This window comes from Geobacter benzoatilyticus, from assembly GCF_017338855.1.
GTDB lineage: Bacteria > Desulfobacterota > Desulfuromonadia > Geobacterales > Geobacteraceae > Geobacter > Geobacter benzoatilyticus.
The window spans coordinates 875,484-902,479 of record NZ_CP071382.1 but is presented as its reverse complement, the minus strand read 5'-3'; the positions used below and the strand labels follow the sequence as shown (position 1 = coordinate 902,479).

The 26,996-nt window shown below is 58.2% G+C and carries 26 protein-coding genes; 1 reads left to right on the top strand and 25 read right to left on the bottom strand.

All coding sequences use genetic code 11. The features are described from left to right. Positions 1-30 precede the first annotated feature (30 nt). The 15 genes from JZM60_RS04280 to JZM60_RS04215 all read right to left on the bottom strand — a co-directional run bounded on the left by JZM60_RS04280 (position 31) and on the right by JZM60_RS04215 (position 17,752). The gene (locus JZM60_RS04280; protein ID WP_207164282.1) at positions 31-1,341 is read right to left on the bottom strand and encodes a histidine kinase; all 1,311 of its coding nucleotides are present in this window, start codon (positions 1,339-1,341) and stop codon (positions 31-33) included. Positions 1,342-1,868: 527 nt separating this feature from the next. Beyond that, positions 1,869-2,273 (bottom strand): methylmalonyl-CoA epimerase, encoded by a 405-nt coding sequence (gene mce, locus JZM60_RS04275; protein ID WP_207164281.1) that lies wholly within the window; start codon positions 2,271-2,273, stop codon positions 1,869-1,871. 51 nt (positions 2,274-2,324) lie between these two features. Then, positions 2,325-2,738 (bottom strand): GxxExxY protein, encoded by a 414-nt coding sequence (locus JZM60_RS04270; protein WP_207164280.1) that lies wholly within the window; start codon positions 2,736-2,738, stop codon positions 2,325-2,327. Next, a complete protein-coding gene (locus JZM60_RS04265; RefSeq protein WP_207164279.1) occupies positions 2,738-4,396 on the bottom strand; it encodes an acyl-CoA mutase large subunit family protein in 1,659 nt (552 codons plus the stop codon). Before JZM60_RS04265 ends, JZM60_RS04270 begins: the two co-directional genes overlap by 1 nt. 73 nt (positions 4,397-4,469) lie before the next feature. Next, positions 4,470-5,105, bottom strand: a complete 636-nt coding sequence (locus JZM60_RS04260) for a dTMP kinase (RefSeq protein WP_207164278.1) — start codon at positions 5,103-5,105, stop codon at positions 4,470-4,472. A 195-nt stretch (positions 5,106-5,300) separates the two neighbouring features. Continuing rightward, positions 5,301-8,180 carry an ATP-binding protein gene (locus tag JZM60_RS04255; RefSeq protein WP_207164277.1) on the bottom strand — a complete coding sequence of 960 codons (2,880 nt, stop codon included), beginning with the start codon at positions 8,178-8,180 and terminating at the stop codon, positions 5,301-5,303. 200 nt (positions 8,181-8,380) lie between these two features. Continuing rightward, positions 8,381-10,105, bottom strand: a complete 1,725-nt coding sequence (locus tag JZM60_RS04250) for an acyl-CoA carboxylase subunit beta (protein ID WP_207164276.1) — start codon at positions 10,103-10,105, stop codon at positions 8,381-8,383. Between the two features lie 142 nt (positions 10,106-10,247). Further along, positions 10,248-10,811: a helix-turn-helix domain-containing protein gene (locus JZM60_RS04245; protein WP_207164275.1), complete on the bottom strand. Its 564-nt coding sequence runs from the start codon at positions 10,809-10,811 to the stop codon at positions 10,248-10,250. Positions 10,812-11,040: 229 nt separating this feature from the next. Next, positions 11,041-12,306, bottom strand: a complete 1,266-nt coding sequence (locus tag JZM60_RS04240) for a (Fe-S)-binding protein (protein ID WP_207164274.1) — start codon at positions 12,304-12,306, stop codon at positions 11,041-11,043. A gap of 196 nt (positions 12,307-12,502) precedes the next feature. Next, positions 12,503-13,882, bottom strand: a complete 1,380-nt coding sequence (locus tag JZM60_RS04235; protein ID WP_207164273.1) for an FAD-binding oxidoreductase — start codon at positions 13,880-13,882, stop codon at positions 12,503-12,505. Positions 13,883-14,039: 157 nt separating this feature from the next. Then, positions 14,040-15,305, bottom strand: coding sequence for a lactate racemase domain-containing protein (locus tag JZM60_RS04230; protein WP_207164272.1), 1,266 nt, complete (start codon positions 15,303-15,305; stop codon positions 14,040-14,042). A 14-nt stretch (positions 15,306-15,319) separates the two neighbouring features. Continuing rightward, positions 15,320-16,534, bottom strand: coding sequence for an FprA family A-type flavoprotein (locus tag JZM60_RS04225; protein ID WP_207164271.1), 1,215 nt, complete (start codon positions 16,532-16,534; stop codon positions 15,320-15,322). Positions 16,535-16,661: 127 nt separating this feature from the next. Beyond that, positions 16,662-17,114: a ferritin family protein gene (locus JZM60_RS04220; protein WP_207164270.1), complete on the bottom strand. Its 453-nt coding sequence runs from the start codon at positions 17,112-17,114 to the stop codon at positions 16,662-16,664. A 58-nt stretch (positions 17,115-17,172) separates the two neighbouring features. After that, positions 17,173-17,283, bottom strand: coding sequence for a rubredoxin-like domain-containing protein (locus JZM60_RS16890; protein ID WP_338148866.1), 111 nt, complete (start codon positions 17,281-17,283; stop codon positions 17,173-17,175). Continuing rightward, a complete protein-coding gene (locus JZM60_RS04215) occupies positions 17,255-17,752 on the bottom strand; it encodes a Fur family transcriptional regulator (protein ID WP_207164269.1) in 498 nt (165 codons plus the stop codon). The genes JZM60_RS16890 and JZM60_RS04215 overlap by 29 nt, the downstream gene beginning before the upstream one ends. Positions 17,753-17,978: 226 nt before the next feature. On the opposite strand from JZM60_RS04215, the gene JZM60_RS04210 reads away from it, so the two are divergent. After that, positions 17,979-20,033, top strand: a complete 2,055-nt coding sequence (locus tag JZM60_RS04210) for a sodium-translocating pyrophosphatase (RefSeq protein WP_207164268.1) — start codon at positions 17,979-17,981, stop codon at positions 20,031-20,033. Between the two features lie 132 nt (positions 20,034-20,165). Here JZM60_RS04210 and JZM60_RS04205 read toward each other — a convergent pair whose 3' ends face one another. The 10 genes from JZM60_RS04205 to JZM60_RS04160 form a co-directional block, all read right to left on the bottom strand. Continuing rightward, positions 20,166-20,639 carry a hypothetical protein gene (locus JZM60_RS04205; RefSeq protein WP_207164267.1) on the bottom strand — a complete coding sequence of 158 codons (474 nt, stop codon included), beginning with the start codon at positions 20,637-20,639 and terminating at the stop codon, positions 20,166-20,168. A 31-nt stretch (positions 20,640-20,670) separates the two neighbouring features. Next, on the bottom strand, positions 20,671-22,458 hold the full coding sequence (locus JZM60_RS04200) for an alpha-amylase family glycosyl hydrolase (protein ID WP_207164266.1): 1,788 nt from the start codon (positions 22,456-22,458) through the stop codon (positions 20,671-20,673). Between the two features lie 39 nt (positions 22,459-22,497). After that, on the bottom strand, positions 22,498-23,781 hold the full coding sequence (locus JZM60_RS16740; RefSeq protein ID WP_241426367.1) for a sensor histidine kinase: 1,284 nt from the start codon (positions 23,779-23,781) through the stop codon (positions 22,498-22,500). Positions 23,782-23,870: 89 nt separating this feature from the next. Then, positions 23,871-24,047, bottom strand: a complete 177-nt coding sequence (locus JZM60_RS04190; RefSeq protein WP_207164265.1) for a hypothetical protein — start codon at positions 24,045-24,047, stop codon at positions 23,871-23,873. Positions 24,048-24,219: 172 nt separating this feature from the next. Then, positions 24,220-24,366 carry a lmo0937 family membrane protein gene (locus JZM60_RS04185; protein WP_207164264.1) on the bottom strand — a complete coding sequence of 49 codons (147 nt, stop codon included), beginning with the start codon at positions 24,364-24,366 and terminating at the stop codon, positions 24,220-24,222. Positions 24,367-24,459: 93 nt separating this feature from the next. After that, positions 24,460-25,215, bottom strand: a complete 756-nt coding sequence (locus JZM60_RS04180) for a BON domain-containing protein (protein WP_207164263.1) — start codon at positions 25,213-25,215, stop codon at positions 24,460-24,462. A gap of 25 nt (positions 25,216-25,240) precedes the next feature. Continuing rightward, a complete protein-coding gene (locus JZM60_RS04175; RefSeq protein ID WP_207164262.1) occupies positions 25,241-25,747 on the bottom strand; it encodes a Spy/CpxP family protein refolding chaperone in 507 nt (168 codons plus the stop codon). 9 nt (positions 25,748-25,756) lie between these two features. Further along, the gene (locus JZM60_RS04170; protein ID WP_207164261.1) at positions 25,757-25,891 is read right to left on the bottom strand and encodes an entericidin A/B family lipoprotein; all 135 of its coding nucleotides are present in this window, start codon (positions 25,889-25,891) and stop codon (positions 25,757-25,759) included. Between the two features lie 31 nt (positions 25,892-25,922). Continuing rightward, entirely contained in the window at positions 25,923-26,102 is a 180-nt protein-coding gene (locus JZM60_RS04165) for a CsbD family protein (RefSeq protein ID WP_207164260.1), read from the bottom strand. A 452-nt stretch (positions 26,103-26,554) separates the two neighbouring features. Continuing rightward, positions 26,555-26,710, bottom strand: a complete 156-nt coding sequence (locus JZM60_RS04160; RefSeq protein ID WP_207164259.1) for a DUF3309 family protein — start codon at positions 26,708-26,710, stop codon at positions 26,555-26,557. Positions 26,711-26,996: the final 286 nt, after the last annotated feature.

The following is a 26,996-nucleotide window of genomic DNA, read 5'->3' as shown; positions in this document are numbered from 1 at the left end:
AGCGCTGTTCCTCCCGGTACGGGGCATTACTTAAAATGCATAGTTCAGCATGATACGGGTTTGGTAGGGATCGTCGAGATCGCCTGCCTCATCGAAGTAGTCGCCCAGGAACATGTAGGCGCCCTGTACGCTGGCGGTCATGTTGTCGAAGAGCTTGTAGCCAATTTCGGCGTTCACTTCTGTGCCCAGGTAGTTTTCAGCCTGGTTCGTATTGGCGGCGGCGCCGAAGCCGGCGTTCACGCTGCCGTAGACTTTAGGGGTGAAGTTGGCGTCATAACCGACGAAACCGCCAACGAAGCCTTCGTTTGCCCGCGCACCATTAAGCGATTGAACAATGGACCGATCGGAGTTGGCGTTATACTTGTTGCGGAGCATAATCTGCATTTCAGCTGCATAGAAGTTGCTTTCGCTGGAACCGTTACCGCTGTCTGCGTCGATAATCTGGAAGGCGTTGCTGTCTTCGTTGTCGCCGGTGTTCCGGTCGCCGGAGGTGTAGAGGGCGGCAAACCTGAGGGTGCCGATGCCGAGCTTGCCCTTGGCGGTAACGCCGGCGGCAAAGGCGGAGAGGTCGCTGTTGTCGGAGAACGGAGTTTGGCCGAACTGGTACATACCGAAGGCCCCGAGGGTGACAGGAGCAAGATTGAACTCGCCGTTCAGGCCGACCATATGGGTGTAGGTGTTGTCATCGCCTTTGTAGTCGGTGTTCAGCATATAATAGGAAGCGCCGACCTTTGCATCCTTGGAGAGGGCGTACTTGGAGTCGAGTACGAGGAGATCGCGGGTGGCCTTGCCGGGAAGGGAGTCTCGTTCTTCGTCGAAGCGGAACCAGCCGAGGGAGTTGGTGAACCCGGCGTACTTGGCGGAGACGAGGGCACCGGCCATGTCGGCGTTCACGAAGATCCCGCCGTAGGAATCGGTCCAGGGCTGGATACCGACTTTGGCGTTGATGGCGGTGGAAGGAATGTTGAAATCCAGGTAGACGTTTTTGGTCTCAAGGTTGGTGGTATCAGCGCCGATAGCACCACCCTTGTTGCGACCATCCGTGTAGGAGGCATCACCCCAGCGGGAGTCGATCTCGAAGTGGGTTACCAGCTTGAGGTCGTCGTTGGCCTTGGCGATGTACATGAGGCGGGCACGTTGCTCGACGTAGGAGCGAGTCTTGGAGTCTTCGCTCAGCAGGCCAGCTTTGATAATGGGGCCGCCTTTGCCGTCGCCGAAGTTGTTAACGATGCCGAACACCCGGAACATGCCATGGAACTCGTTTTCCAGCGCCAGAGCCGGAACTGCCGTCGCAGCACTCAGGGCGCAGGCGGCGGTTACTGCCAAAAGCTTCTTTTTCATCAGTTGCCTCCTTCATTGGTGATAAAAACCGCATATGAGAGTGGTGTTGCTTAAAGCCGTAGTTTGATGTGCCGTTTCGTCGATCACCACCTTTCCCGAAAAAAATGTCCAGACGCAACCGGCGGGGTACCCCCTCCATAAACAAAAACCCTTTTCTCCCGTCTAATGAAGGGGGAAAGGGGTTGTTCCGTCACCGCACGGGCAACTCCGGCCAGAGGCCGAAGACCGCGTAAGAGCATGATGAGCTTTGAGAATAGTGTGTAGACATCGGTACCTGTGTGTTCATTTCAGAGGTTAGATTCTACTTATCATTTGGGTGCTGTCAATCCTAAAGTATGTAATTCCGTGTCCCAGCAACAAAAACCACCGATTGATACCAAGCCAACGTCACGATATTGTTACGGACCGGTTCCGAATGGGTGAAATTGCAAAATGCTGTTTTAAAATTTAGGGACAATATAGTTGGTTTAGAAGGAATGTCAAGAAAAAATTCCCGGAAAATCAAGGCCTGAGGAGGTTCTGTGCAGTTAGTGTCCCATTTGGCACAGCTCTGTCAGGACACCGCGGCTCGTTTTGGGGTGGATGAAGGCGATGCGGGCGCCGTGGGCGCCGTTTCTGGGGACGCTGTCGATCATCCTGGCGCCGTCGGCGGTGAGCTTCGCAATGGCGGCTTCGATGTCCTCCACCTCGTAGGCTATGTGGTGGATTCCGGCGCCGTTCTTTTCGATGAATTTAGCTACCGGGCTGTCGTCTGCCGTGGGCTCAAGGAGTTCGATTTTAGATTCGCCGATTTGTAAAAAGGCGACGGTGACCTTCTGCTCCGCCACCTCTTCGGTGCCCATGAAGGCCATGCCGAGATTGTCCCGGTAAAAGGGGACGGCGTCGGCGAGGGATTGGACGGCTATGCCTATGTGGTTGATTTTTGTGAGCATGGAGAAACCTTTCTATTAATAACACGGAGCAACGGAGCACACGGAGAAAACCTAACAGACGATTCGTTTTATGCCATCCCGAAGAACCTTCGTGAAAAAGTTGATCAGTAGTCCGGTTTTAACTCCGGAAAGCTTTAAATAGGTATAAAGCTGGGCATCGTGTACCGGCATGAGCTTTTCGACGCACTTGAGTTCAACAATAACCCTGCCTTCTACCACCACGTCAATTCTCAGGCCGTCCTGTAAACTGAGGTTCTTGTACCTTACCGGCAAAAGTTTTTGCCTTTCAACGGATAGTCCCACTGTTGTCAGTTCATGGACAAGGCAGGTTTCATAAACTGATTCAAGGAGCCCTGGGCCGAGATGATTGTGTACCTCAATGGCTCGCCCGATTATCACGTTGGTGAGGTCAGCGTCAAGAAGGTTTTTCTCCGTTGCTCCGTTGCTCCGTGTTATTGAAGCCATTAAAGCACCACCGTCTCCCGGTGTACGCCGAAGACGTCGCGCAGAACGTTGGCAATCTCGCCCAGGGTAGCGTAGGCCTTGACGGCGTTGAGAATGGGGGGCATGAGGTTGTCGGTCCCTTTTGCGGCGGAGGCGAGGGCGGCAAGGGTTTCCTTGACCTTGGTTTCGTCTCGCGTTGCTTTCATTTCGGCCAGGGATTTCTTCTGGGCGATTTCCACCTCTTCCTTGATCTTGAGGAGCTCGGGGGCCGGTTCGCCGGTGACGGTGAACTTGTTGACGCCGACGATGATCAGGTCGTCGGTTTCGATGGCCCGCTGGTAGGCGTAGGCGGAGTCCTGGATTTCCTTCTGCTGGAATCCCCGGGAAATGGCCTCGACGGCGCCGCCGAGGGAGTCGATTTTGTTGATGTACTCGGTGGCGGCCATTTCGATCTGGTCGGTGAGGGATTCCACGAGGAAGCTGCCGGCCAGGGGGTCGATGGAGTCGGCTACGCCCGATTCGTGGGCGATGACCTGCTGGGTGCGAAGCGCTATGCGGACCGAGTCTTCGGTGGGGAGCGCCAGGGCTTCGTCCCGGGAGTTGGTGTGGAGCGACTGGGTTCCGCCGAGAACGGCGGCCAGGGCCTGGATGGTGACCCGCATGATGTTGTTGTCGGGCTGCTGGGCCGTGAGGGTGCAGCCGGCGGTCTGGGTGTGGAAGCGGAGCATCATGGAGCGGGGGTCTTTGGCGCCGAACCGCTCTTTCATGATGGTGGCCCACATGCGGCGTGCGGCCCGGAACTTGGCCACTTCTTCCAGAAGGTTGTTGTGGGCGTTGAAGAAGAAGGCGAGCCGGGGGGCGAATTCATCGACATTGAGGCCTGCTTTGATGGCGGCTTCCACGTAGGCGATGCCGTCGGCCAGGGTGAACGCCACTTCCTGCACGGCGCTGGAGCCGGCCTCGCGGATGTGATAGCCGGAGATGGAGATGGTGTTCCACTTGGGGACGTTATCCTTGCAGTAGGCGAAGATGTCGGTGATGATCCGCATCGACTCCTGGGGGGGGTAGATGTAGGTGCCCCGGGCCATGTACTCCTTGAGGATGTCGTTCTGGATGGTGCCGGAAATCTTCTCCGGCGATACCCCCTGCTTCTCGGCCACGGCGATGTACATGGCGAGAAGGATGGCGGCGGTGGAGTTGATGGTCATTGAAGTGGAGACTTTGTCCAGGGGGATGCCGTCGAAGAGGATCTCCATGTCGGCCAGGGAGTCGATGGCGACCCCCACTTTGCCCACTTCTCCCTGGGCCATGGCGGCGTCGGAGTCGTACCCCATCTGGGTGGGGAGGTCGAAGGCGACGGAGAGGCCGGTTTGGCCCGCCTGGAGCAGATACTTGTACCGCTCGTTGGACTCCTTGGCGGTGCCGAAGCCGGCGTACTGGCGCATGGTCCAGAAGCGGCCCCGGTACATGGTGGGCTGGACGCCGCGGGTGAAGGGGTACTGGCCCGGGAAGCCCAGCTCTTCCTCGTAGCCCGGATAGTCGTCGAAGCCGGGGGTGAAGCAGCGGTCCATCACGATATTGGAGGTGGTGCGGAATTCGGGCTTCCGCTCCGGGGATTTGGCAATGCTTTTGGCCACGACAGCATCCTGCCATGCCTGTTTCTTGTCGCTGATGCTCATGAAACTCTCCTTACGGTGCTGTGGATGATGCTTTTCTGTCTCAAGGGCGGTTCGGGAGGCGTCCCTGAGGGGGTTAAAGGATGTTTTTTACCAGTTCCCATGCTTCGGCGTTCACCTCATCGGGATGCCGGGAGGCGGAGGCGTCGATTCTCACCCCGCGCCAGCGGGAAATCTCATTGAGATAGAAGTCGCGCATCTTCTGGTAGTATTCGATTCCCCCCTCATGGTGGATCTGCAGGACATCCTCGACCCGTTCGAAGGCCTCTTCCGCCGGCACGTCGAAGAAGATCGTCAGGTCGGGGTATATTTCGTCTTCGAAGAGGGAACCGCGGGATATCTTGTCGATGAGCCGCAGTACGTCGAAATGTTTCGTGTATCCGTTGACCCAGGCGTTGGCCAGGGAGGAGATGCTGGATTGCTTGCAGAGAACGATTTTGTCCTGCTGCAGTGCCGGTTCGACGACGTTTTTGAAGATTTCGGTGCGGACCGCCCCTTCGAAGATGAAGTCAGCCCTGGGATTTTTGCCGAAGGGCCAGTTGAGCATGGTGGACATGCCCAATTCCTTGACCCGCCCCGAGTCCGGGTTGGCGCATTCGATAACGTCGTGTTTCTGCTCGACCAGGGCCTTGTGGAGAGCCACGATTCCCGACTTCACCTGCTGTCCCGAGCCGCTGATTCCTTCAATAACGATGAATTTACCTTTTCTCACGGTAACCTCCTGAGCGTTTGTAAGTAGTTTTGTGCAAGGGCCAATGAACCGGCGCGGATACCGGCGGGCAGCTGCCGGCGCCTTGGGGCCGTATCCCCATAAAAACCGACCCCGCCTTTTCGGGCGGGGTCAGCCGGTACGACGAGGGTTCCCGGTTATTGCGGGGAACCCTTTCGCTAACCATCCGCCCCGCGTTTAGAGAACGGCTTTGAGATAGGCCGAGGTCCGTTCCCGTTTGACCTGTTCCAGCTCTGCCGGGTTTATTTCCACGAACTTTTCGTCCGGGGTGACCTTGAACAGGGGCTGCCCCTTCTGGACTATGCTGCCGTCCGCGCCATCCATGATGATTTTGTCGATGGTGCCCGAGAAGGTGGCCCGTACCGTGTTGAACATCTTCATGACTTCGATGATGTAGAGGGGCTGCCCCTTCTCGAAGTGCATCCCTTCGCTTACGAAAGCGGGCATTCCCGGAGCTTCCTGGCCATAGTACATGCCGCCGCACATGGCGACGATCTCGTCGGCCTTGGTGGCGGGCGGCGGGACCAGCACCTTTTTCAGCCGGTTCTGCAGTTCCGTATCGTTGAGGTAGTCGGGAATGGTGACTTCCAGGTCGTCTTCCACCTTGAAATCCCAGAACTTCACGGTTTCGGCAATGATGAAGAGCATGCCGAGAAGTTCGAGGCCTGCCTCGAACCCCATGTGGGCCGACTGGATCTGGAGCCACTGCTCTTCGGGGAACCCGCCCTGGGGCTTGTCCTTCACGAGGATTGCCGAAAGGGCGTCGAACTCATGGAGCCCCAGCTTGAAGTGATTTGCCAGGGTCGTGTAGAAACGGAGTCCCTTCTGGAGCAGGTCGTTGTCGTGGCTCCAGATGACCTCGGCTGCCGGTGCGGCCGGGTCGTAGGACATGTTGAGATATTCGTAGGTGTCGCCCAGGATCACGAAGGGGTTGTCGTGCCAGACCACCTTGCCGTTTTCCATGGTGAAATTCTTCCGGTTGATGGAGAGCCACCCCGAGAGGAGATGGGGATCGGCCAGGAGCCGGTCCATGGGGCGGGTGACCAGCGTTCCCTTCCGGTCGAGGATGGCAGACATCTCTTTGGCGATCTTGGGGTCATCGGGGAACTGCTCGGCCATCTTCCTGGCATAGGCCTTTTTCATCTGGATGAAGGCGAAGACCGTGTCGATCTTGTTGGCCTCTTCCTTCAGCTGGCCCACCAGGGTCAGGTAGGGGACCACGAAGCGGGTGGTCGGCTTGGCCATGACGTTCTGGCCGATGAACCAGTTGACCAGGCCGTAGTGGAATTGCAGGTTGGTGGCCAGGTCGGTGCCCCGCAGGGTCGTTTTGCCCAGAACCTCGGAGAGCTTCAGGTAGCTGGCGAGGCGGTCATCACCGTTGGTGAGAAGGAGGGCGATGTTGGAGTCGTAGGCCCCGGCAACCTTGTAGCGCATGAACATGCCGGTGTCGGGGTTGGGGAGGCAGATCCCCTGGTCGTCGCGAATCTCGCCCTCGATGGGGGCTGACCAGTACCGAATCATGCCCCCGGCGTGGGGCGAAAGGGAGGCGTCGGTGGCGTTGAGGCGGGCCTCGGCGGCGGCGCCGAAGCGGGCAATCCGCTCCGGCTTCGGGAGCCGCTTCTTGTGGCGAACCAGCAGGGCCATGGCCTCAACCAGGGATTCGACGATGAAGAAGTCGTTCTTGTCTTTGGGGTTGGTGAACTTGAGGGCGTAGCAGAGCTCGGAAACCCGGTGCTCCACCTGGATGCGGGTGTTCACCTCCATGAAGTAGTAGCGGTCGCGGTCCACGATGCACTCGAAGGTGGAGGCGGAGTCGAGCCCCACGGCGGCGCCGAACTTGGCGGCATCCTCTTCCATCCGCTTGAGCACCTTGAGGTCGCTCTCCAGAGCCTTTACCTCGGCCTTGCGTCCGGCGGCCTTCGCCTTCTCGATGGCCAGGGTCAGCCCCTCCTGGGTGACGGAGATTTCCAGGAGTTTCTGCTCGTGCATCTGGAGGGAGCAGTCGCGGCCACCCATGGAGACGCACCAATCGCCGTTGCCCAGGAGCTGGATCTCGTTGTGGCGGGTCTGCTCGATGTTGAGCTCGACGAGGACGTTCTTGTTGTCGCCGACGCCGTTGGCCTTCACCTCGTTGAGGACCTCGCGCACCAGGCCCGGGGCCTCGGCTGCCGCCTCTTTGATCTGGGCCTCGGTCGGCTTCTTGATGCTGAGGAGGGACGCGCCGAGAATCCGCTGCCCCTTGCCGCCGCCGCCGCCGATGGCCTTGAGGCGGATGCGGCTGCCGGGATATTCGCTGAACATGGCCGCCACTTCCACCTGTACCTGGGCGCAGAGCTCCTCGATGGAGTAGAGGTCGATCCCCTTGGCGTAGGAGGCGTAGAGGATGGCATCGGCCAGCTCTTCGAGGGGAAGCTTCGAGTCCTTCAGAACCTTGGCGTCCACGTCGAGGTTTTCGGCCTTGGCCAGGGCCAGCAGCGCTTCCCGTGTCCCGTGTTTCTTGACCAGGGTCCGGGCGGTGACGTTATTGATGCCGGGGGTGACGCTGACGCCCACCTGCAGGGCGGTCCGCTTGGCCTCGTCCTTCTTGCCGGCGTCGGCCTGGGTGCGGGAGTTGGGGCCCATGAAGGTGAGCCCGGCGTTTTCGATGGCGGCGACGAATTCTTCATCCTCGGCCATGAACCCGTAGCCGGCGAAGATTGCGTCATAGTTGTTATCCTTGGCGATCTGGATGATCTGCCCGATCCGCTCGACCCGCTCTTCCTTGCTGGCGCCGGAGTAGTCGGGCACCCGGTGAACGCGGGTGGAATCGGTCAGCTGGCGCAGTTCGGGAGCCAGGGCGTTGGGGTAGACGATGGAGTCCTTCTCGGACAGAAGGATGCCGTAGTGGGTGATCCCCATCTCTTCAAAGACATCCATGGCCTCCTTGCGGATGGGGCCGCGGCAGACGATGAGCGGCTTCAGATCCTCGCAGGAAAAAGAGCGCACCCATTCGGAATCGGACAGGCCCAGGCGGCGGTTCCGGTGAGTCAGCGGATTGTTCATATACAGGTCGGTCATTGGTCTCTATCTCCAATCAATCGAATTATAAAAAATTTTTTAATAACACGGAGCAACGGAGCGCACGGAGAAAATCAAATTCATAAAAACCAAAATTCAAAAAAACAATAAATACTGAAGACTATCTAGTCTAATTTCAAATCTTAGTTGTTTTCTTTGCCGTTCTCCGTTGCTCTGTTGCTCCGTGTTATTGATATTTTTTAGTGGAACTCGCGCTGCGGGCCGCACATGGGCGACGGCTTGTAGTGCCGCATCAGGAAGGCGATGTTTTCGCCCAGCACCTGGCGCAGGTCGGTCGGCATGACGATGGAGGAGATGGAGCCCAGGGCCAGACCTTCCTTCGGGTTCATAAGTTCTCTTTCGTAACGCTGGTTCAGGGCCGCTTCCTCTCCCTTGAGCCAGTCGGCAGCTTCCTGTTCCGCATCCCGCCGCGCGGCGCCCGGCTCCATGCCTGCGGTGACCCGCGCTTCAACACCCTTCTTGATCATTTCAGCGACGGCGCCGCGGATCTTGCGCAGTTCATCCTTGTAGACAAACTCTTTGCCGGCCGGCCCCATGACCGCCAGGCGGGTGGTGGGGAGCGCCAGTACCATGTCGGCGCCGGTGGGGTAGTTGTTGTAGGAGGCGTAGGCTCCGCCGAAGGCGTTGCGCAGAATCAGCAGGATGCGCGGCGTGCGCACGTCGACGATGGCGTCGAGCATGGAGCGGCCCGCCTGGACTATGCCGCGGCTTTCCTGCTCGCGACCCGGCAGGAAGCCGGTGGTGTCTTCCATGAAGATGATGGGTATGTTGTAGATGTTGCAGAAGCGGACGAAACGGGCGATTTTCACCGCCGAGTCGCAGTCGATCTGGCCGGAGGAGACGGCCGAGTTGTTGGCCACGAAGCCCACCACCTGGCCGCCGAGGCGCCCGAAGGCGGTAACGGCTTCCCGTGCCCGCTCCGGTTGCAGCTCGAAGTAGTCGCCATGGTCGCAGATCTGCTGGATGATGATGGAAACGTCGAAGGGGGTGTTGAAGCCCGTCGGCGAGTTGAAGGCCTTTTTGAGGAGCGTGTTGATTTCCCAGGTTTTGCGGTCCAGGGGGTCGCTGGTTGCCTGGAACGGCGCTCCTATGCTGTTGTTGTCCGGAATGTAGGAGAGAAGCCGCGTTGCGGTCCTCAGGGCCGCCACCTCGTCTTCGACGGTAAGGTCGGCAACGCCTGACTTGCCGTGGACCTTGGGGCCGCCAAGCTCGTCCGGCGTGATGTCTTCGCCCAGAACCGATTTGACGACGCCGGGGCCGGTGAGGCCGAAGAAGGTGTCGGCAGGCTGGATGACGAAGCTCCCCTGGCGCGGCAGGTAGGAGCCGCCGCCGGCGTTGAAGCCGAACATGCACATGATGGAGGGGACTACGCCGCTGATCTTGCGCAGTGCCGTGAACGCCTCGGCATAGCCGTCGAGGCCGCCTACCCCCGCGGGGACGAAGGCGCCGGCGGAATCGTTCATGCCGATAAGGGGAATACCCTTCTCTCCGGCCATGTTGAAGAGCCGGGCCAGCTTGCTTCCGTTGGTGGCATCGATGGAGCCGGCGCGAACGGTGAAGTCGTGGCCGTAGACCGCCACGTCACGTCCGTCGATGTTCAGGATGGCGGTAACCAGCGAGGCACCGTCCAGATTCTTTCCCCAGTTCTGGTACAGGACGTTCGGGGCCTGGTCGGAAAGGACCTTGAGGCGCTCCCAGACAGTCATCCGCTTCTTGAAGTGCTGCTTTTCGATCTGGTCGATCTTGACAGACTTTATGGGGCGCTGGATGAGGTCATGCCCCTCTTTCATTGCTTCTTCATAGGGGCCGGTTGCACGGGAGATTTCGCCCGGAATGGTGAATTCTACTTTCTCGGGGGGGTCAAACGGGTTTTTGAGTTGCGGTTTAATTGCATTCTTAGACATCGCGGCCATCCTTCCGGTGAGTAGAGTTATTCAACAGTCGCATTGGGCAAATCCCTTCTGTTGAGTGTATTGCATGCTTATGAACAGTGAATGTGTGTATGTGCTTAGCATAAAAGCAGACTATCTGGGGGGGATGTTTTATCTAGCGGGTAACCACCGCCAGCACTTGGACCTCGGTTCCATCCTTGGACAGGAGGCGGTGCCGGAGGGATGAGTCGAAGTAGACGCAGTCACCCTCGTCCAGGGCGATGCGTTCGTTTTCGAGCAGGAGTTCTGCGGCCCCTTTCATTATAAAGAGGAATTCTTCGCCATCGTGGCTGTAGGTGTTTTCCTCGGCGGCCTTTTCGGTGACCGAGAGGAGGAACGGCTCCATTTTTTTGTTCTGTTTGCGGAAGGAGAGGGATTCGTAGGAGTATCCCTGGCTTGTGCCCGCCCGGGAGATGACGCGGGGAATAATCTTGCGCTCGCCCCGGCGGACCACTTCATAGCGGTATTCCTCTTCTTCCTCGGAGAAGAAAAGGCTGATCTTTACGTCGAAAAATTTTGCGATCTTGGACAAGGTCGCGATGGGAGGAGAGACGTTATTGTTCTCGATCTGGGATATGAGGGCAGGGGAGAAGCCGGTTTCACGGGCAACTGCCTGGAGCGTCAGCTTTTTGGCTAAACGGAGTTTTTTAATCTTGGCTCCGATGTTGTATTCCGTCATCCGCTACCCCGTAGGTGAAAGAAGTAAAACCTGTTTTTATCCAGTGTTTACATACCCTAAAGAGCTTTGTACTGTCAATAAAATAATTTTTATCTTGGCTTAATATCAAGCAGCGTGGGCAGAAGGGATTGTGGTTGGCCGGTCCGGAAATCCATGGGTCCGCATGGTGTAGAACGACTTTTCCAGAAAAGGGGGGCTGGACATTCAGCTCCCCCTCTCATGCTATCCGTCATTTGCGGAGGGCGCGAGCCAGAATTTCCAGGGTGTGCATGACCCGGGTGCGGTTGCCACGCTGCTTGAGCCCGTCGGAGAGCTGCATCATGCAGCCGGGACAGCCGGTTACCACCGCCTCGGCTCCGGTGTTGATGATGGCGGCGCTCTTCATCTGGTTGATGGCCAGGGAGCTTTCGTAGTGGTAGACGTTGAAGGTCCCGCCGAGGCCGCAGCACTTGTCGGCCCCTTCCATCTCTGCCAGTTCGACGCCGGGAGCCCCCCGCAGAAGTTCGCGGGGCTGCCTGGTGATGGCGCGGGTTCTCAGGTGGCACGGGTCGTGGTAGGTGATCCGGATGTCTCCGCCGGCGCCGGTCTCCTCGGGGTTCAGCCCCAGTTTCTGGAGAAGCTGGGATGCGTCCACGGTCTTTTCGGCGATGGCCTTGAGGCGGGCCGCCAACTCCGGATGCCGCTTCCCCACCAGGTTTGGGTAGAACTTGTGGAGCGCCCCGCCGCAGGTGGCGCAGGCGGTCATGACGTAGTCGGCCTCGTATCGCTCCAGTTCGGCCAGGTTCTTTTCCGCCAGGCCGCGCACCGTGTCCAGGTCGCCGCCGGACATCCCCGGCAGGCCGCAGCACTGCTGGTTTTTGGGGATAATCACCGTGCACCCCAGGTGCCGGAACAGGGCCAGGGCCGCCTCTCCCACCTGGGGATAGCAGAAGTTGGTCATGCAGCCGACGAAATAGACGATGCGCGGTTTGCCCGGCTCCCCCTGGATCACTTCGGGGTGGCGGTCCATGAACGGCTTTTTCGCTATGGGAGGGATGTGGCGCTTACCCCCGACAAAGGGAAGGGGAAAGCGGAGTCGCAGCCCCGAGGTCTCCGGCACCTTGCGGAAGAAGAGGGGACCGAGGATGCGGGCCGCCGCGGCGCCGAATTTCATGAGGGACCGGTTCCTGATGACCCGCCCCACCGCCGCGTGGAAGGTGGTGAGACCCCGTTGGCCGGAGAGGGCTTCCCGGGCCGTCATGACGATCTCGTCCGTGGGGACGTCGTTGGGGCACTTCTCCACGCAGCTGCCGCAGAGGAGGCATTTGGACATGGCGGCATAGGTGGCGTCGTCCAGTTCGATATCCCCCTTGAGGAGGTGCTGGGCCAGGGCCACCTTCCCACGGGCCACGGCCGGCTCCTTGCCGAAGGTGGCGAAGGCCGGGCAGTGGGCCCGGCAGGCGCCGCACTTGACGCACTTTTTCAGTTCTTGTTCGACTCGTTTAAGAGGATCCACGGGAAAACCTTTTTGAATAACACGGAGAGACTGAGGGCACGGAGAAAAGCTTGGAAGTTAAAGGAAATCATTTTTACGAAGTCCAGCGGATCATCGAATTACGATGAAATCATTTGTGCAGCCAGCTTCCTGCTAGGGCTGGAACTCCGTGCTCTCCGTCTCTCTGTGTTATTAATGATGATGGTCTTGCAGTTACTTACATCGGGAACATCTTCCCCGGGTTGAGAATGTTGTTGGGGTCCAGGGCCTTCTTGATGGCCTGCATGGCTGCAACCTGGGCCGGTTTCAGCTCCAGGTGGATATAGGGCTGCTTGGCGAGCCCCACGCCATGCTCGCCGGACATGGTGCCGTTGAGGTCCAGGGCCGCCTGGAACACCTCGGCGATGGCCTCGTGGGCTTTCTCCTCCTGCCCTGGGACCGACTTGTCGATCATGACGTTCACGTGGATGTTGCCGTCGCCCGCATGGCCGAAGTTGACGATGGGAATATCGTATTTCTGCTGGATCTTTTCGATGGTCCGAATGACATCCGGCACCTTCGAGCGGGGTACGACGATGTCTTCGTTGAACTTGTCCGGGTTCACGTCCCGAAGCGACGGCGATACCAGCCGCCGCACCTTCCAGAGGGCCTCGGACTCGGCGGCGTCCCTGGCGACCTTGCATTCCACGAGCCCCAGGGGCTTGACCAGTTCCTGGATGCGGGCCGCCTGTTTTTCGATGAGCTCCCGGTCGCCGTCCACCTCGATGATGAGTACGGCCCGGCCGCTGGCCGGAATCCCCAGGTTAAAGCGCTTCTCCACGCACTGGAGCGTGGCGTGGTCCATGAACTCCAGGGTTGTGGGGATGATCTTGTTGCCGATGATGGTGGAGACCGCCTTGGCGGCGCCGTCGATGGAGTCGAAGATGGTCATCATGGTCTTCTTCGCTTCGGGGAGCGGCAGAAGCTTGAAGATGATCTTGGTGATGACCCCGAGGGTCCCTTCGCTGCCGCAGACGAGGCGGGTCAGGTCGTACCCCACCACCCCCTTGTAGGTTTCGCCGCCGGTGCGGATGACCTCGCCGGTGGGGAGCACCACTTCGAGCCCCATGACGAAGTCACGGGTGACGCCGTACTTCACGCAGCGGGGGCCGCCGGCGTTCTCGGCCACGTTTCCCCCCAGGGTGGAGAACTTGAGGGAGGCGGGGTCGGGGGGGTAGAAGAGCCCCAGTTTCTCCACCTCGATCTGGAACTGCTCGGTGACCACGCCGGGCTCCACCTCGGCGATGAGATTCTCGGTGTCGATGCGGAGGATGCGGTTCAGCCGCGTCACCACCAGGACGATGCCCCCCCCCTTGGGGAGTGCCCCGCCGGTGAAGCCGCTGCCGGCCCCCCGGGGATAGACCGGGAACTTTTCGCGGTTGGCCACTTTCAGGACGGCCGAAACCTCTTCGGTGGTGCCGGGATGGACTACGGCGTCGGGGAGAAATTCCATCTGGGTGGCGTCGTAGCCGTAGCAGATCAGGTCCTGGCGATCGGTGGCCACGTTGTCGGCGCCGACGATTTGTTTCAATTCATCAATAATTCGCTTTTCCAACATGAAAACCTCGGTTTGAATAACACGGAGAGGCGGAGAACACGGAGAGAAACTTTTATAATCAGAGTCTTTGAAAAAATGGTTTGCTTGATTTACAGGGCAATTCTGGCGTTTTGCTTTGTTCTCGCTCTTCTCCGTGTGCTCCGTTTCTCCGTGTTATTTATTTGTTTGTTGCAACTGGCAGCACCGTTCCCCCCTCGGGGATGACATAGGCGGTGTAGTCGGCCGGGAGCAGCTCCGTCGCCTGTGCCATGGCCTCGTCAAGGGTCCTGGCGTGGGTCATTCCCATGGTGCGGACTTCCTCCGGGGGGAGGTCCGAAACGAGGATGATACGGAATTTTTGCGCTTTCTGCAGCAGGGAATAGGCGGTCTGCCCGTTAATCTCGTAATGGCTCCGCAGGCGCGCCTCAAAGGGGGCCAGCTCCCTGAACCGGAACCAGTCGAAGAAGGTGGCGTTCCCGTAGCCGTCCCGGCACTGGGCCAGAAGGACCATGACGCCACCCTCTTTGAGGGCCTGGCTGCCGTATTCCATGGCCTTGTGGGACTGGATGACGTTGATGTCTTTTGGAAATCCCCCGCAGGAGACCACGACGAGGTCCGCTTTCTCCTGCAGCGGCCAGGCGAAACGCTCGGCGTAGTACCGGCATCCCTCTTCGTGGGCTTCCCGCCAGTGCCCTGCAAAGGCGGCCATAATCCGCTTGTCGGGGGAGAGGACCGTGTTCAGGATGAAGTCGGGCTCCACCATGGCGCACGCCTCCACCATGGCGCCGTGGACCGGGTTCCCCTCCAGGTTGCCGGTAACGGCCAGGGGGTTCTTGCCGGTTCCCTCGCCGGGGTTCAGGACGGCGAAGTGGCTGGCCATGCAGGTTGCCCTGGCCGCCACGCCGGGGAGGATGCTCTTGCGCCCCCCACCGAAGCCGGCGAAGTAGTGGAAGCCGATGGTGCCGGTGAGGATGACCCGGTCCGCCTCCACCACCCGGCGATTCACCGTTACGTCGATGCCGTTGGCGGTGCGGCCGATGAAGGCCAGTTCCCCCGGATTGTCGCAGTCGTGGTCAATGATCGGGATTCGGCCATGGAGAGGGCCGGCGATCTTTTTGTGCTCGTGCTCCGTCTGCTTCCGGTGAATGCCGAGGGCCACGAGGATTTCCATGTCCCGCTCCCGGATGCCGGCGGCAACGAGGCGTTCCACGAGGAGCGGGAGGTAGATATCGCTCCCGGTGTAGCGGGTGATGTCGGACGTTACGATGACAACCCGCTCCCCGGCCTTGAAGGAACTGATCAGGGCGGCGCAGTGGTCGAGGGCTGCGCCGATGATGGTTTCCGGCTCCTCCGGCGCGGCGGGAGCCGCCGGACGGATCACGCCGAGGAGTCGTTCCGGCGGGAGGTTCAGGGGAAGCAGGATGTCACCGTAGTGCAGGTCCATGAAATGGGTAACCCTTAGAAACCTTTGTGGTATTCGGATACCTGCCGGGCGAAGTTGCGTCCGAACTCGAAGCAGGCCTCTTCGTCGGTCGGTGAGGGGCGATAAGCGATCTGGATTCCCGGTTCAACGGTTTGGAGTCCCATTGATTTAAACACGTCATAGGCTTCCTTCACGGCGCCCCCGCCCCAGCCGAAGCTGCCGAAGGCTCCGATAATCCGGTTTTTGGGGCGCAGCCCCCGGATGTGGGTGAGGAATTCGGCAACGCTCGGGTAGAGTATGTTGTTGAGGGTCGGCGAGCCGATGAGGGTGCCGCGGCATTTCCAGAATTCCTTGATGGCTACGCTGGTGGGGGTGGCCCGCAGCTTGATGACCCGGCAGTCGAGCCCTTCGGCCCTGATCCCCTCTGCAATGGGGACTGCCATCTTCTCGGTGCTCTGCCACATGGTGTCGTAGATGATGGCCACCGACTCCCGTGCCTTGCCGTTTGCCATATCCAGGTACATGTTGAGCACTTTGCCCGGGTCCTTGCGCCAGATGAGGCCGTGGTCCGGGGCAATCATGTCGATCTCCAGTCCCTTCGTCTGGATTTCGGCGATCTTGTTTTTGATCATCTGGCCGAAGGGCATGAGGATGTTGGCGTAGTAGTCAATGACCGAATCTTCGAGTTTAGCAACTGATTCGGAAATTTCGAATTCATCGTCGAAGCGCGCGGCCGAAGCTATGTGCTGCCCGAAGGCGTCCTGGGAGAAGAGGACTTTGTCCTCGCGGGCATAGGTCACCATGGAGTCGGGCCAGTGGAGCATGGGGGTTTCGAGAAATTCCAGGGTCCGCTTGCCGATGGTGATGGTGTCCCCCGTCTTGACGGTCTTCATGTTCCAGCGGGACAGGTCGAAGAAGCGATCGAGGCCTTTCTTCCCTTTTTCCGATATGTAAATGGTGGCGTTGGGGGCCAGGTCCATGATCCGGTCGAGGCTCGTGACATGGTCATTTTCAATGTGGTTTATGATGACGTTCTTGATGCGTGCCGGGTCCACGACGCCGCTGATGTTCTTGATTGTGTATTCGGCGAAGTCGTACTTGACCGTGTCGATGAGGGTGATTTCGTCGTCCATGATCAGGTAGTTATTGTATGTGGTTCCCCGCGGCGTCTCGTAGCCGTGGAAATCGCGCACCGCCCAGTCGACGGCGCCGACCCAGTAAATATCCTTTTTTATTTCTACTGCCTTCACGGGCTCTATCCTCCTGTTAATGGTGTCGGTTGTATCTGCCTGCGGGAAAATCCCCGAAGGCGACGGCATGCCTAAAACGAAAGCGGGAGCGCCGCAGCGCCCCCGCCTTGGGCAAACTGCCGGGGGGTTACATCTCGGTGAGGACCCGCTCGTCGTAAACAGCCTCTATTTTCAGCTTGTGCCCCTTCTCGATGTCTGCGAGTACCAGCAGCATCCGCTTGAACTTGGGGTCGTCGGTAAGCTCGGAGGCTGCCGTATAGAGCTTGTAAGCGTTTTCCTCGGTTTTCATGGCGTAACGGAGAATTTCCGGATAGCTCATGTCCTCCCGGAACGGAAGCTCCGTCATGTATTCGGCGATCTTCATGTCGGGGCGGTCGGCGATCGTGTACTTCTCGGCTCCCCCCATGTCCAGCTTTTCGAAGGCAACCTTGTGGCCGGCCTCTTCCTCGGCCATTTCCTCGAACATCTTGCGGGCAGAGATGCTGGTCGCCTTCTGTGCGGCGGTCTTGTAGAGTTGATAGGCGTTTTCTTCCCGCTGAACGGCAAATTTGATGATATCGTCAAGGGTCTTGAATTCCATCCGGCCTTTCCTCCAGGTCGCTGATTTGATAGCTTAATTAAATGGCCATGTAATGCTGCTATTGAACTTCCTCGAACTGATCACTGCCGACTCCGCAAACGGGGCAGACGTCGGGAGGTTCAGGTCCCTCGTGGATGTAGTCACAGACAACGCATCTCCATCTTTTCATTGTGCCCTCCTTTCGCTGTAAGTGTCATAGGCATGCAATCAGGACAAACTCCGCTGAAGTTTATGGAATAGTCAAGTACGGTAAACCCCGCTTCAGTCTCGGCCGGCATTTGCGAGAGACAGATGGCGGGGTTGTGCACGTCCTGGATCTTCTGGCAATGGATGCAGTGTATGTGGTGGTGGCGCTCCGCATTTGCATCGTAGCGTGCCTTGGACTCGGGGTTGCTGATCTTCAGGACGACGCCGATTCCCACCAGGGTTTCAAGAACCCGGTACACGGTGGTGCGGGATATCCCCCGGAGCCGTCCGCGGACTGCATCGTAAAGCTGGTCGGCTGAAGGGTGGTCCGTGCGCTCGGCCAGGGCGTCGAGAACAACCCGGCGCTGAACGGTCATGGCCAGCCCGTTCCGGCGGCACTGTTCCTCCAGGTCCCGGAGTTTTTGTGCTTTGAAGCTTATAATGGATTTCATGGTAATTGGTACTTTATTGCAAGCCTTTGAGGCAGTCAAGCGGATTCCTGGCAGCTAACGGTTTTCACGCAGCCACTGTGTAAGACAGGTGTCCGGATGAAATTATTTAAAGATTGACAAAACTCCGCATATCCTATAACAATTTTACGTTTTTTGTTTACGGTGAACCGTTTGCTTGATGGGGGTTTTAGGCCTTTCGCAGGCTATTTTTAGAGGAGGTTGGTAAATGGAACAATATGCAGTCTACTTCGCCCTGGCCTGTGCCGTGGCGGCCGTCGCCTACGGTCTCTTTTCGGCCCAGTGGATTCTGGGGCTGCCCCAGGGCAACGATCGGATGCGCCAGATTGCCGCGGCTATCCAGGAGGGTGCCGGCGCCTACATGAAGCGCCAGTACACCATCATTGCCGTCGTCGGGGTGGTCATGTTCATCGCCCTGTTCGCCACGCTGGGGATGAAAACCGCCATTGGCTTCGCCATCGGTGCTCTCTTCTCGGGTCTGACCGGCTTCATCGGCATGTTCGTTTCGGTTCGCGCCAACGTCCGTACCACCGAAGCAGCAAAGTCCGGCATCCACAAGGCACTTAACGTTGCCTTCAAAGGGGGCGCCATCACCGGCATGCTCGTTGTCGGCCTCGGCCTCCTCGGGGTTGCCGGTTACTATGTTGTCCTCCAGCAGCTTATGCCCGGCGCACCGATCAAAGATGTGGTCAGCCAACTGGTTGGTCTTGGCTTCGGCGGTTCGCTCATTTCCATCTTCGCCCGCCTCGGCGGCGGTATCTTCACCAAGGGGGCCGACGTCGGCGCCGACCTGGTCGGCAAGGTTGAGGCCGGGATTCCCGAAGACGACCCCCGCAACCCGGCTGTTATCGCCGATAACGTCGGTGACAACGTTGGTGACTGCGCCGGCATGGCCGCCGACCTGTTCGAGACCTACGCCGTAACCCTCATTGCTGCCATGCTCCTGGGCGCCATCGCCTTCACCGGCAACACCGCTGCCGTCAACTACCCGCTGATTCTGGGCGGCATTTCCATCATCACCTCCATCATCGGCACCTTCTTCGTCAAACTGGGGGGGAGCCAGAAGATTATGCCCGCCCTGTACAAGGGGCTTATCGCTTCAGCGGTTCTGGCCTGCATCGCTTTCTATTTCGTGACGGTCCAGATGTTCCCGCAGGGACTGACTAACGCCTATGGCGAGACGTTTACGGCCGCCAGCATTTTCATCTCCGCCATTGTCGGCCTCGTGGTTACCGGTGCTATCTTCTGGATCACCGAATACTATACCGCAACGGAGTACGGGCCGGTCAGGCACATCGCCCAGGCCTCCACCACCGGCCATGCCACCAACATCATCGCCGGCCTTGGCGTTTCCATGAAGTCCACCGCCATGCCGGTCATCGTCATCGCCGCCGGCATCATCGTTGCCTTCCAGTGCGCCGGGGTGTACGGCATCGCCATTGCCGCCGTTTCCATGCTGTCGCTGACCGGCATCGTAGTTGCTATGGACGCCTATGGCCCCATTACCGACAACGCCGGCGGCATTGCCGAGATGGCGGAACTGGACGATTCGGTCCGCGCCGTTACCGACCCGCTTGATGCCGTCGGCAACACCACCAAGGCGGTAACCAAGGGTTATGCCATCGGCTCCGCCGGCCTCGCCGCAGTCATCCTCTTTACCTCCTACGTGGATGAGTTGAAACTTGTCGGCAAAAACATCGACTTCAACCTGGCCGATCCGTACATTATCGTCGGCCTGTTTCTCGGCGGGATGCTTCCCTATTATTTCGCCGCCCTCTGCATGGAGGCTGTCGGCAAGGCGGGTGGTTCGGTCGTGGAAGAAGTGCGTCGCCAGTTCCGCGAGATCAAGGGGATCATGGAAGGGACCGGGAAGCCCGATTACGCCTCCTGCGTCGATATCGTGACCAAAACGGCCCTCAGGGAGATGGTCATCCCCGGCATCATCCCCATCGCCGCCCCGATCATCATCGGCTTCACCCTCGGCCCGAAGGCCCTCGGCGGCGTCATCGTCGGCACCATCGTAACCGGTATCTTCGTGGCCATTTCCATGACCACCGGCGGCGGTGCGTGGGATAACGCCAAGAAGTACATCGAAGACGGCCACCACGGCGGCAAGGGGGGCGATGCCCACAAGGCCGCCGTCACCGGCGACACCGTCGGCGACCCTTACAAGGATACCGCCGGCCCGGCCGTCAACCCGATGATCAAGATCATCAACATCGTATCGCTCCTCATCGTGCCGCTTCTGGGCAAGCTGGGGTAGGGCGAACTAGCCTTGCTGCAACGCACGAAAGGGCGGCCGGAGATACTCCGGACCGCCCTTTTTCCCATCACCTTGCTTATCTTCTTGTCACATCAGCGCTTCCGCCCACTGATCCCAGAGCACCTCTGGCGGTTATGCCAGGCAGAACTGCGCAACCGATGCACGGGCGAGTCCTCCGCTCATGTCGGGGATGATACTCAGTTCCAGTGTTGTCAATCCAGCTAGGTCGACATCATAGTCTTCTATCTCCAGCGTGTTGTGGGGAGCGCTGAAATTGTACTGCTGGCGTACAATTTCCCGGTAGGATTTGCCGCCGTCCGAGGACCACCGCAGCACGAACTCGTGAGTACGTTCCTTCTCATCTTCCCGAAACACCAGATAAATACGCCGGACCCGCAGGGGCTTGTCAAACAAGAGGCGGACTGCCTGCTGGCCCGATTCCGATGCTCTCCAGCCAGGTCCATCTCCGGGTCTCAACGCCAGTTCAATCGGGTGTGACGGGTCCTCGGACGTGAGTTCCGCCTTGGCCAGGATTTCCAGATCCAGCCAGTCTTCATCGGGGGGTATGATATCCTCGATGTCCTGGCTGATTATACGTTTACGCATGGTATTTCCTCCTTTGGCTCGTAGCAGCGGGTTATTGAGAAAAGATAAGCACACTGTAGGGTCCGATGGAAAGCACGGCATGGAAGGGAAAGCCGTCGCACTCGCCCGGTTCGGCGACGACATCGGTGCTCGGATGGCTGTGGAAGTCATCGTTGTAGCCTTGCCAATCGCTGTTGAACCTTAGTTTCCAGGCCCCCGCGGCCGGGAAGCCGATGACGTAGCCATCCTGGGGTCCGTGGAAAAAGTTGGCGACGACCACGACGTCGTCCTCCGGTCCCCCCTTGTCCCACCGGTGAAAGGCGATGACCTTGCGTTCTTCGTTCAGGTGATAGACCTGGGTGAACTGCCCGCAGAGGCCGCGGGTGAAGCCGTCGCGGTTGAGACGCAGCCGTATGAGGTCGCGGTAGAGCCGAACGATGCCGTGGAATTCGTCCTTTTGGTCCCAGTCGAGGGGGACAGTGTCGCGGAACCATTCGCCTTCGAGAAATTCCTGCCCCTGGAAGAGCATGGGAATGCCGGGAGCCGTAAAGACCATGGCGGCGGCCAGGGTCGAACGTTTCCGCGCGTACCATCCCTTGGGGTCGTTCGGGCTGATCTCCTGGGGCACACGTGCCTTGCCGTTGGCTACCTCGTCGTGGGATTCGCTGTAAATGACCCGGTCGAAGGCGTCATCGTTGTAGCGGTAGCAGATGGCGTAGCGAACGGCGGCGAGCGAGCGCTGCTCGTCCTTGGACGTGGTCACCGCCAGGCGGATGGGGTGGACGAACATGGCGTCCCACTGGGAACCGAACCCGGCCCCACCGGCGCCAACGTCCCTGGTGAGCCAGCTGTTGTGTTGCAGATCCTCGGCGATCGTGATGCGGCCGGGAAACTTCTCCGCCACCTGACTATTTATCCACTGGAGCAGGCTCCACCCCTCGGGCAGTTCCTGCGTGCCGACACCGTTGACGGTACGAATGAATTGGGTGCAGTCGAAGCGGATGCCGTCAACGTGGTATTCCGTGAGCCACATCAAGGCGTTGTCGAGGAGGTACTGGCGGACCTCGCCGCGGCCGTAATCGGGCCGGGTTTCCCCCCACGGGGTGATGGCCCGTTCGTCATTGTAGAAGTAGATCCCGCCGCGATCATTCTCGCACCAGCCGTCGAACTGCCAAAGATCCAGGTCGCTGGGGCCCAGGTGATTGTAAACAACGTCAAGAATCACCCCGATACCCTCCTGGTGGGAGCGCTTTACGAACTGTTTGAACGCCAACGGGCCGCCGTAAGCGATCTCCACCGAAAAGATATGAGCGGGGTTGTAACCCCAGGACCGATCCCCCGCAAATTCGCCCACCGGCATGATCTGGATCGCATTGACGCCGAGCTTTTTCAAATGACTTAGACGCGCCGAAATAGAAGCGAACTCGCCCGGTTTGTTGTCGTCATCCTGGTCGTTGAACGTGCCGACATGCAGTTCGTAGATGACCAGCTCGTTCCACGGCGCGAACTGGAAATCGTCCCCTTGCCAGTCGAAGCCAGGATCGTGAACTATAGCGTTGCCGACCGAACTGGTCACCTCGCGGGCATAGGGGTCGATGCGCTTTAACTCACCCTTCTCGGTGGTGAGCAGGAACTTGTACTCATCGCCCACCTGGGCTTCTGCCACATCGGCGTACCAGTAGCCGTTCTCCCCGGCCTGCAGGGGATGTTTGCCGCCGTCCCATCCGTTGAACGAACCGATGACGGATACCCGCTCTGCATGGGGCGCCCACACGCGGAACGCGACCCCCCCATCGTGGGGAATCGCACCCATTCCCGTGATCTTTTTTTCTTCGCGCATGGATCCACCTCCGCTTCTCACCGCTTCGGTTCAGGCGGTTCATTCAAGGGTGAAATAGAACGTCGCCCCCGCGCCCGGCTCCCCCTCTGGCCAGATTCGCCCGCCGTGGCGCTTGACGATTCTCTCCACCGTGGCCAGGCCTATACCGCTCCCCTCAGCGTCCGTTCCGGGGAGCCGCTGGAAAGGAATGAATAACTTGTCCGCAAGTGCCATGTCGAAACCCGACCCGTTGTCCCGTACATAGAAAGCCGGCTTCCCGGCACTATCCGTCACTCCGAATTCAATGATCGTCTCTTCCCGGTTGCCGGTATGCTTCCAGGCGTTTCCAATGAGGTTGTCCAGGACAACCCGCAACAACCCCGCGTCACCGTTGGCCACGATTCCTTCCTGGATTCTGAGGGAGATCCGACGCTCCGGCGCCGTCAATTTCAGCTCCATGGCAACATTTTTTGCCATAGTGCTGAGGTCAACCTGTTCATGGTGCATCTCGACGTGGGTGATGCGTGAAAAATCGAGCAGGGTGTCAATGAGCCGGTTCATCCGCAGGGTGCCTTCGTACATATCCCGCATGTATCCCTTGCATTGGTCATCGAGTTTGCTGCCGCAGAGTTCCTGAACCACCTGGCAGTAGCTGTTGATAAGTGTCAGCGGTTTGCGCAGGTCGTGGGAGACCGTGTAATTGAATGCCTCCAGTTCGATATTCGCGGCGACTAGTTCGGTGGCGCGGGCGGCCAGGTCGGTGTGCAGAATGTCGAGCCTCTCCTCCAGTTGACGACGCCTGGAAATATCGATGATCGCGGCGCGGCACTCCTTCCCCGATGCCTCGGCTACGGCTTCGATCTGCACAAAGAGCGGGTACGTTTCCCCTTTCAGGAGCGCCACTTCACTGACTTCTTTGGTCCGGCTTTCCAGTACCCTCGTGAGGAACTCGGCAAAGGCGGGACGGGCATCATAGGCGACGAAGTGCCCGAAGCGTCGGCCCAGCAGCCGGGCGCGTTCAATTCCAAGGAGGTTTGCCGTAGTGAGGTTGGCGGCTCGTATAACACCGTCGCGGTCGAGGGTGAAGTAGCCGACCGGGGCGAAATCGTAGAGGTCGGTGTATTTTTCCAGTGCCGTCTCCATCTCTTCCCTGGCCCGTCGGAGCTCTGTATTCTGCATCTCCAGTTCGATCTGGTGGACCTGCAGTTCGTGAAGGAGCCGCTGTGTCTCATCGCCCGTGCTGGTGAGGCCCGCTTCAGGCGTTTTCGGGGTCAGCTGTTCTTCCGCACGGCGGCGCAGTTCGGCGGCTGTTGTTGCCAGGCTCGTTTCCTTTTCTGTTTCCATTGTTGGCCCTTATTGAGGTTGTCAGGCTGTCGGCGGAAGAATCATTCTACATTGCGTCCAGATTTACGCCATGGGGTTGAACCTTCCACTCACTGCTGGCCTGTTCCGACTGAGCGCTGGAGCGTCACCTGGTTCTTATGCTCCTTGGTCTTGAGTGTGAGGTAGTCATCCCTCTCCAAATCGAAAAGTTGTCTCTTGTAGCGGCTCGTAAGATCATACCACTGTCTGATTCTATTGCCGAAACGGCTTTCCTCGGGATAGTGCAAGGTATTCAGAAAGGACTGGATCGCGAAATAGTACCGGACCGCGTTGCGCTCGATGGCGCCCCGGGGCCCGCCGATATCTCTTTCCGCTTTTCGGGTGGCATCGTTATCTTGATAATGGCGTCGATCATTGGCCGTATCCTTCAGGTATTACGCAGTCGATGGCAGGGAACCATCATGTTCTCCGCCCCTGGATGAACCCGACAAGCAGTACAATAATGGCGATGACCAGCAGGACGTGAATAAAAGAACCCAGCGTGTAGCCGCTCACCAGTCCCAAGGCCCAGAGAACGATCAGTATCACAGCTATTGTCCACAACATGAGATCCTCCTTCCTGATTGCTATGATCACTGCCGGCTGGGGTATCGCCCTGCCGGCAGTGATCATTCAGTCTTGTTGATTCATGAACGTAAACTACTCGATGGTCATCCGGTTCTCTACGCTCTTCACGCCGTTAACGTCTTTGGCGAGTTTGGTGGCCAGGTCCTGTTCGGCTGAGTTTTTGGCCTTGCCGGTCAAGGTAACCACACCATTCTTCGTGGTGACCGATATGTTGATGGCGCTGGTCGAGCGGTGGCTGAGCAGCGTCATCTTGACCAAGGCGGTGATGGAAGCGTCATCGATTTTGTCGCCCATCGTCCGCGTCTTTTTCGAGGTGTCCGTCACGGTCATCTCATTGTTTACATCTTTGACCCCTTCGATATCCATGGCGTATTCAGTGGTCAATTCCTTTTGCGCCTGACTGGGGGCATTGCCTCGCAGGGTCACGATGCCGTCTTTGACCTCAACCTCGGTTTTGAAGCCGCTCACGCTGCGATGGTACAGGAGTGTGGATTTGACCTTTGTGGCGAGCCACGCATCTGACATATCAGAGGGGCGCTCCCCTTTCACTTCAAGCCGGTTGTCAACGCTCTTGACGCCGGGCAGACCCACCACGGTTTCCTGGGCCAATGACTTGTGGGATTCCTCCGAGACGGTCCCCGTCAGGGTTACGACACCGTCCCTGGAATCGACCCTGACCTTGTCGTTCTTGAGGTAGGTCTTAAACACATGGGTCTTTTTGGCTGATGATTCGATGCGATCATCCATACTTGACGCGTGCGCAGGAACGCTGGTCGCCAACAGGGCGACGGCAGCTGCCATCAGAAACAGTGAATATAGTCTTTTCATTGGAATGATCTCCTTGTAGTAATCGTCAATGTTTTTTCATCGTCTTTTTTGCCGGTTTTTTCTCACCCGGCTGCATGGACATCATCATCGTCTTCATTTTCTTGAACTGTTCGTCCGTCAATGACCCCCTCACTTCTTTCATGGCCTGCAGCATTTCCAGATGATGGGCTGTTTTTATCCCTTCAGTTTTCTTGACCGCGGCGCTGGCTTTCTCCAGATCAAAATCCTTCACTTCCATGATTTCCATGAGTTCGATCTCTGCAATCTTAAGGTCGGCTTTGAAGCGAGCATGCTTCTTTTGCATTTCCCGATGGATAGGCTTCAATTTCATAACCTGGTCATCGGTAAGCCCAATCTCGTCTGCATGATCGAGGCACATGCCCATCATGTCGCCCATCATGTCCATGGAGCCCATTTCCATCATCGGTCCATATCCTGCCCGCTGCTCCTTCATGGGCATATTCTTCATCTGTGAAAAAGCGGGCGCCGCAAAAGCAACGGTCAACAACAATGCGAGCACTATTCTGTTCATGATGTTCTCCTATTCTCCCGAGGACCTCTCGATGGCTCGTCCGCCACTCTCCATATCCTGACCGACACCATGAACGGTATGGCAGCCGGACAGAGCCCACATGCCCACAAGAAGCGCAGCAGATGTTGCTAGTTTCCGTATCATTTCCCTCTCCTTTGCACGGGAAGTTGGTCTCCTATTTTCCCAGGACTTTCTTGACCTCGCCGATCTTCTCCTGGGCTTTGCCGGCTAATTTTTCGGCTTTGCCTTTGGCTTCCAACTCGGGATTATCGGTGACTTTCCCGGCGACCTCCTTGACTTTGCCCTTCACTTCGTGAAACTTCGCTTCCGCGTTGTCCCTGATGCTCGATTTCATGGTGACCTCCTGTCGTTTGTGCTGATGAATTTCTTGCCAGTCAAGGGGTTGGAATCTGACATTTTCCAACTCGTGGAATTCTCTCTGCCGCTTTTCCAAGGCTTGCCTCCTTTGAAGGTGATATCCTACCGGAACCGATTCAAATCAATTTCCAATGAATCAAGTCGACGGGATATGTCTGCTCTCTCATCTTGAGTCGTGTATCGGCCTCCTTCTGTCATCCGCAGGTAATCAACCCGAATGGAGTCGAGCCTGGCCTGGAATTCTCTCTCCTCGGCAAGAGGCAAGCGCTTACTGATACGCCCATCGTCAATTCTTCTCTGAAGGGAGACAATCCGCTCCCCATTAAGTGGCTCTTCGATTCGTGCAGTTTAAGGTCAACTCTTGCAACAACTCTTTCAAAAAGGCCTGAATCATCTACTGCATGCGACATCTGAATGAAGGTTTACTGCTTATAATTTGCCTAGAAGCAGCAGAATTATAAGAATCGAAACTATCAAGCCAAGCACGCCACTCGGGTAGTAACCCCACTGTTTACTGTGAGGCCATGTGGGCAGTGCACCCAGTAACAACAAAATTAAGATAACGATCAGAATAGTTCCTAACATAACCATTTCCTTTCTCAGTTAAGGTTCCGACTGGTAAATCATTTCACTGTCCTTGTATCTTTGTCCACTTTGAGGCTGTGACTTGAAAAGGCAACGGCGCTTCTCCTTCATAAACACGCGGAACCTCATATTCTGCCATAAAGTTACATCGCAACTAACGTACCAGAGAAGAGCCGCAGATACTGAGAGTGCAAGGGGCTGATTGTGCGGGGTAAAATGGAAAGAGACCGTGCGTGGGTGGGGGTAAGCCGCCAGCGGCATCCGTCATATTTGACATAACTGCAAT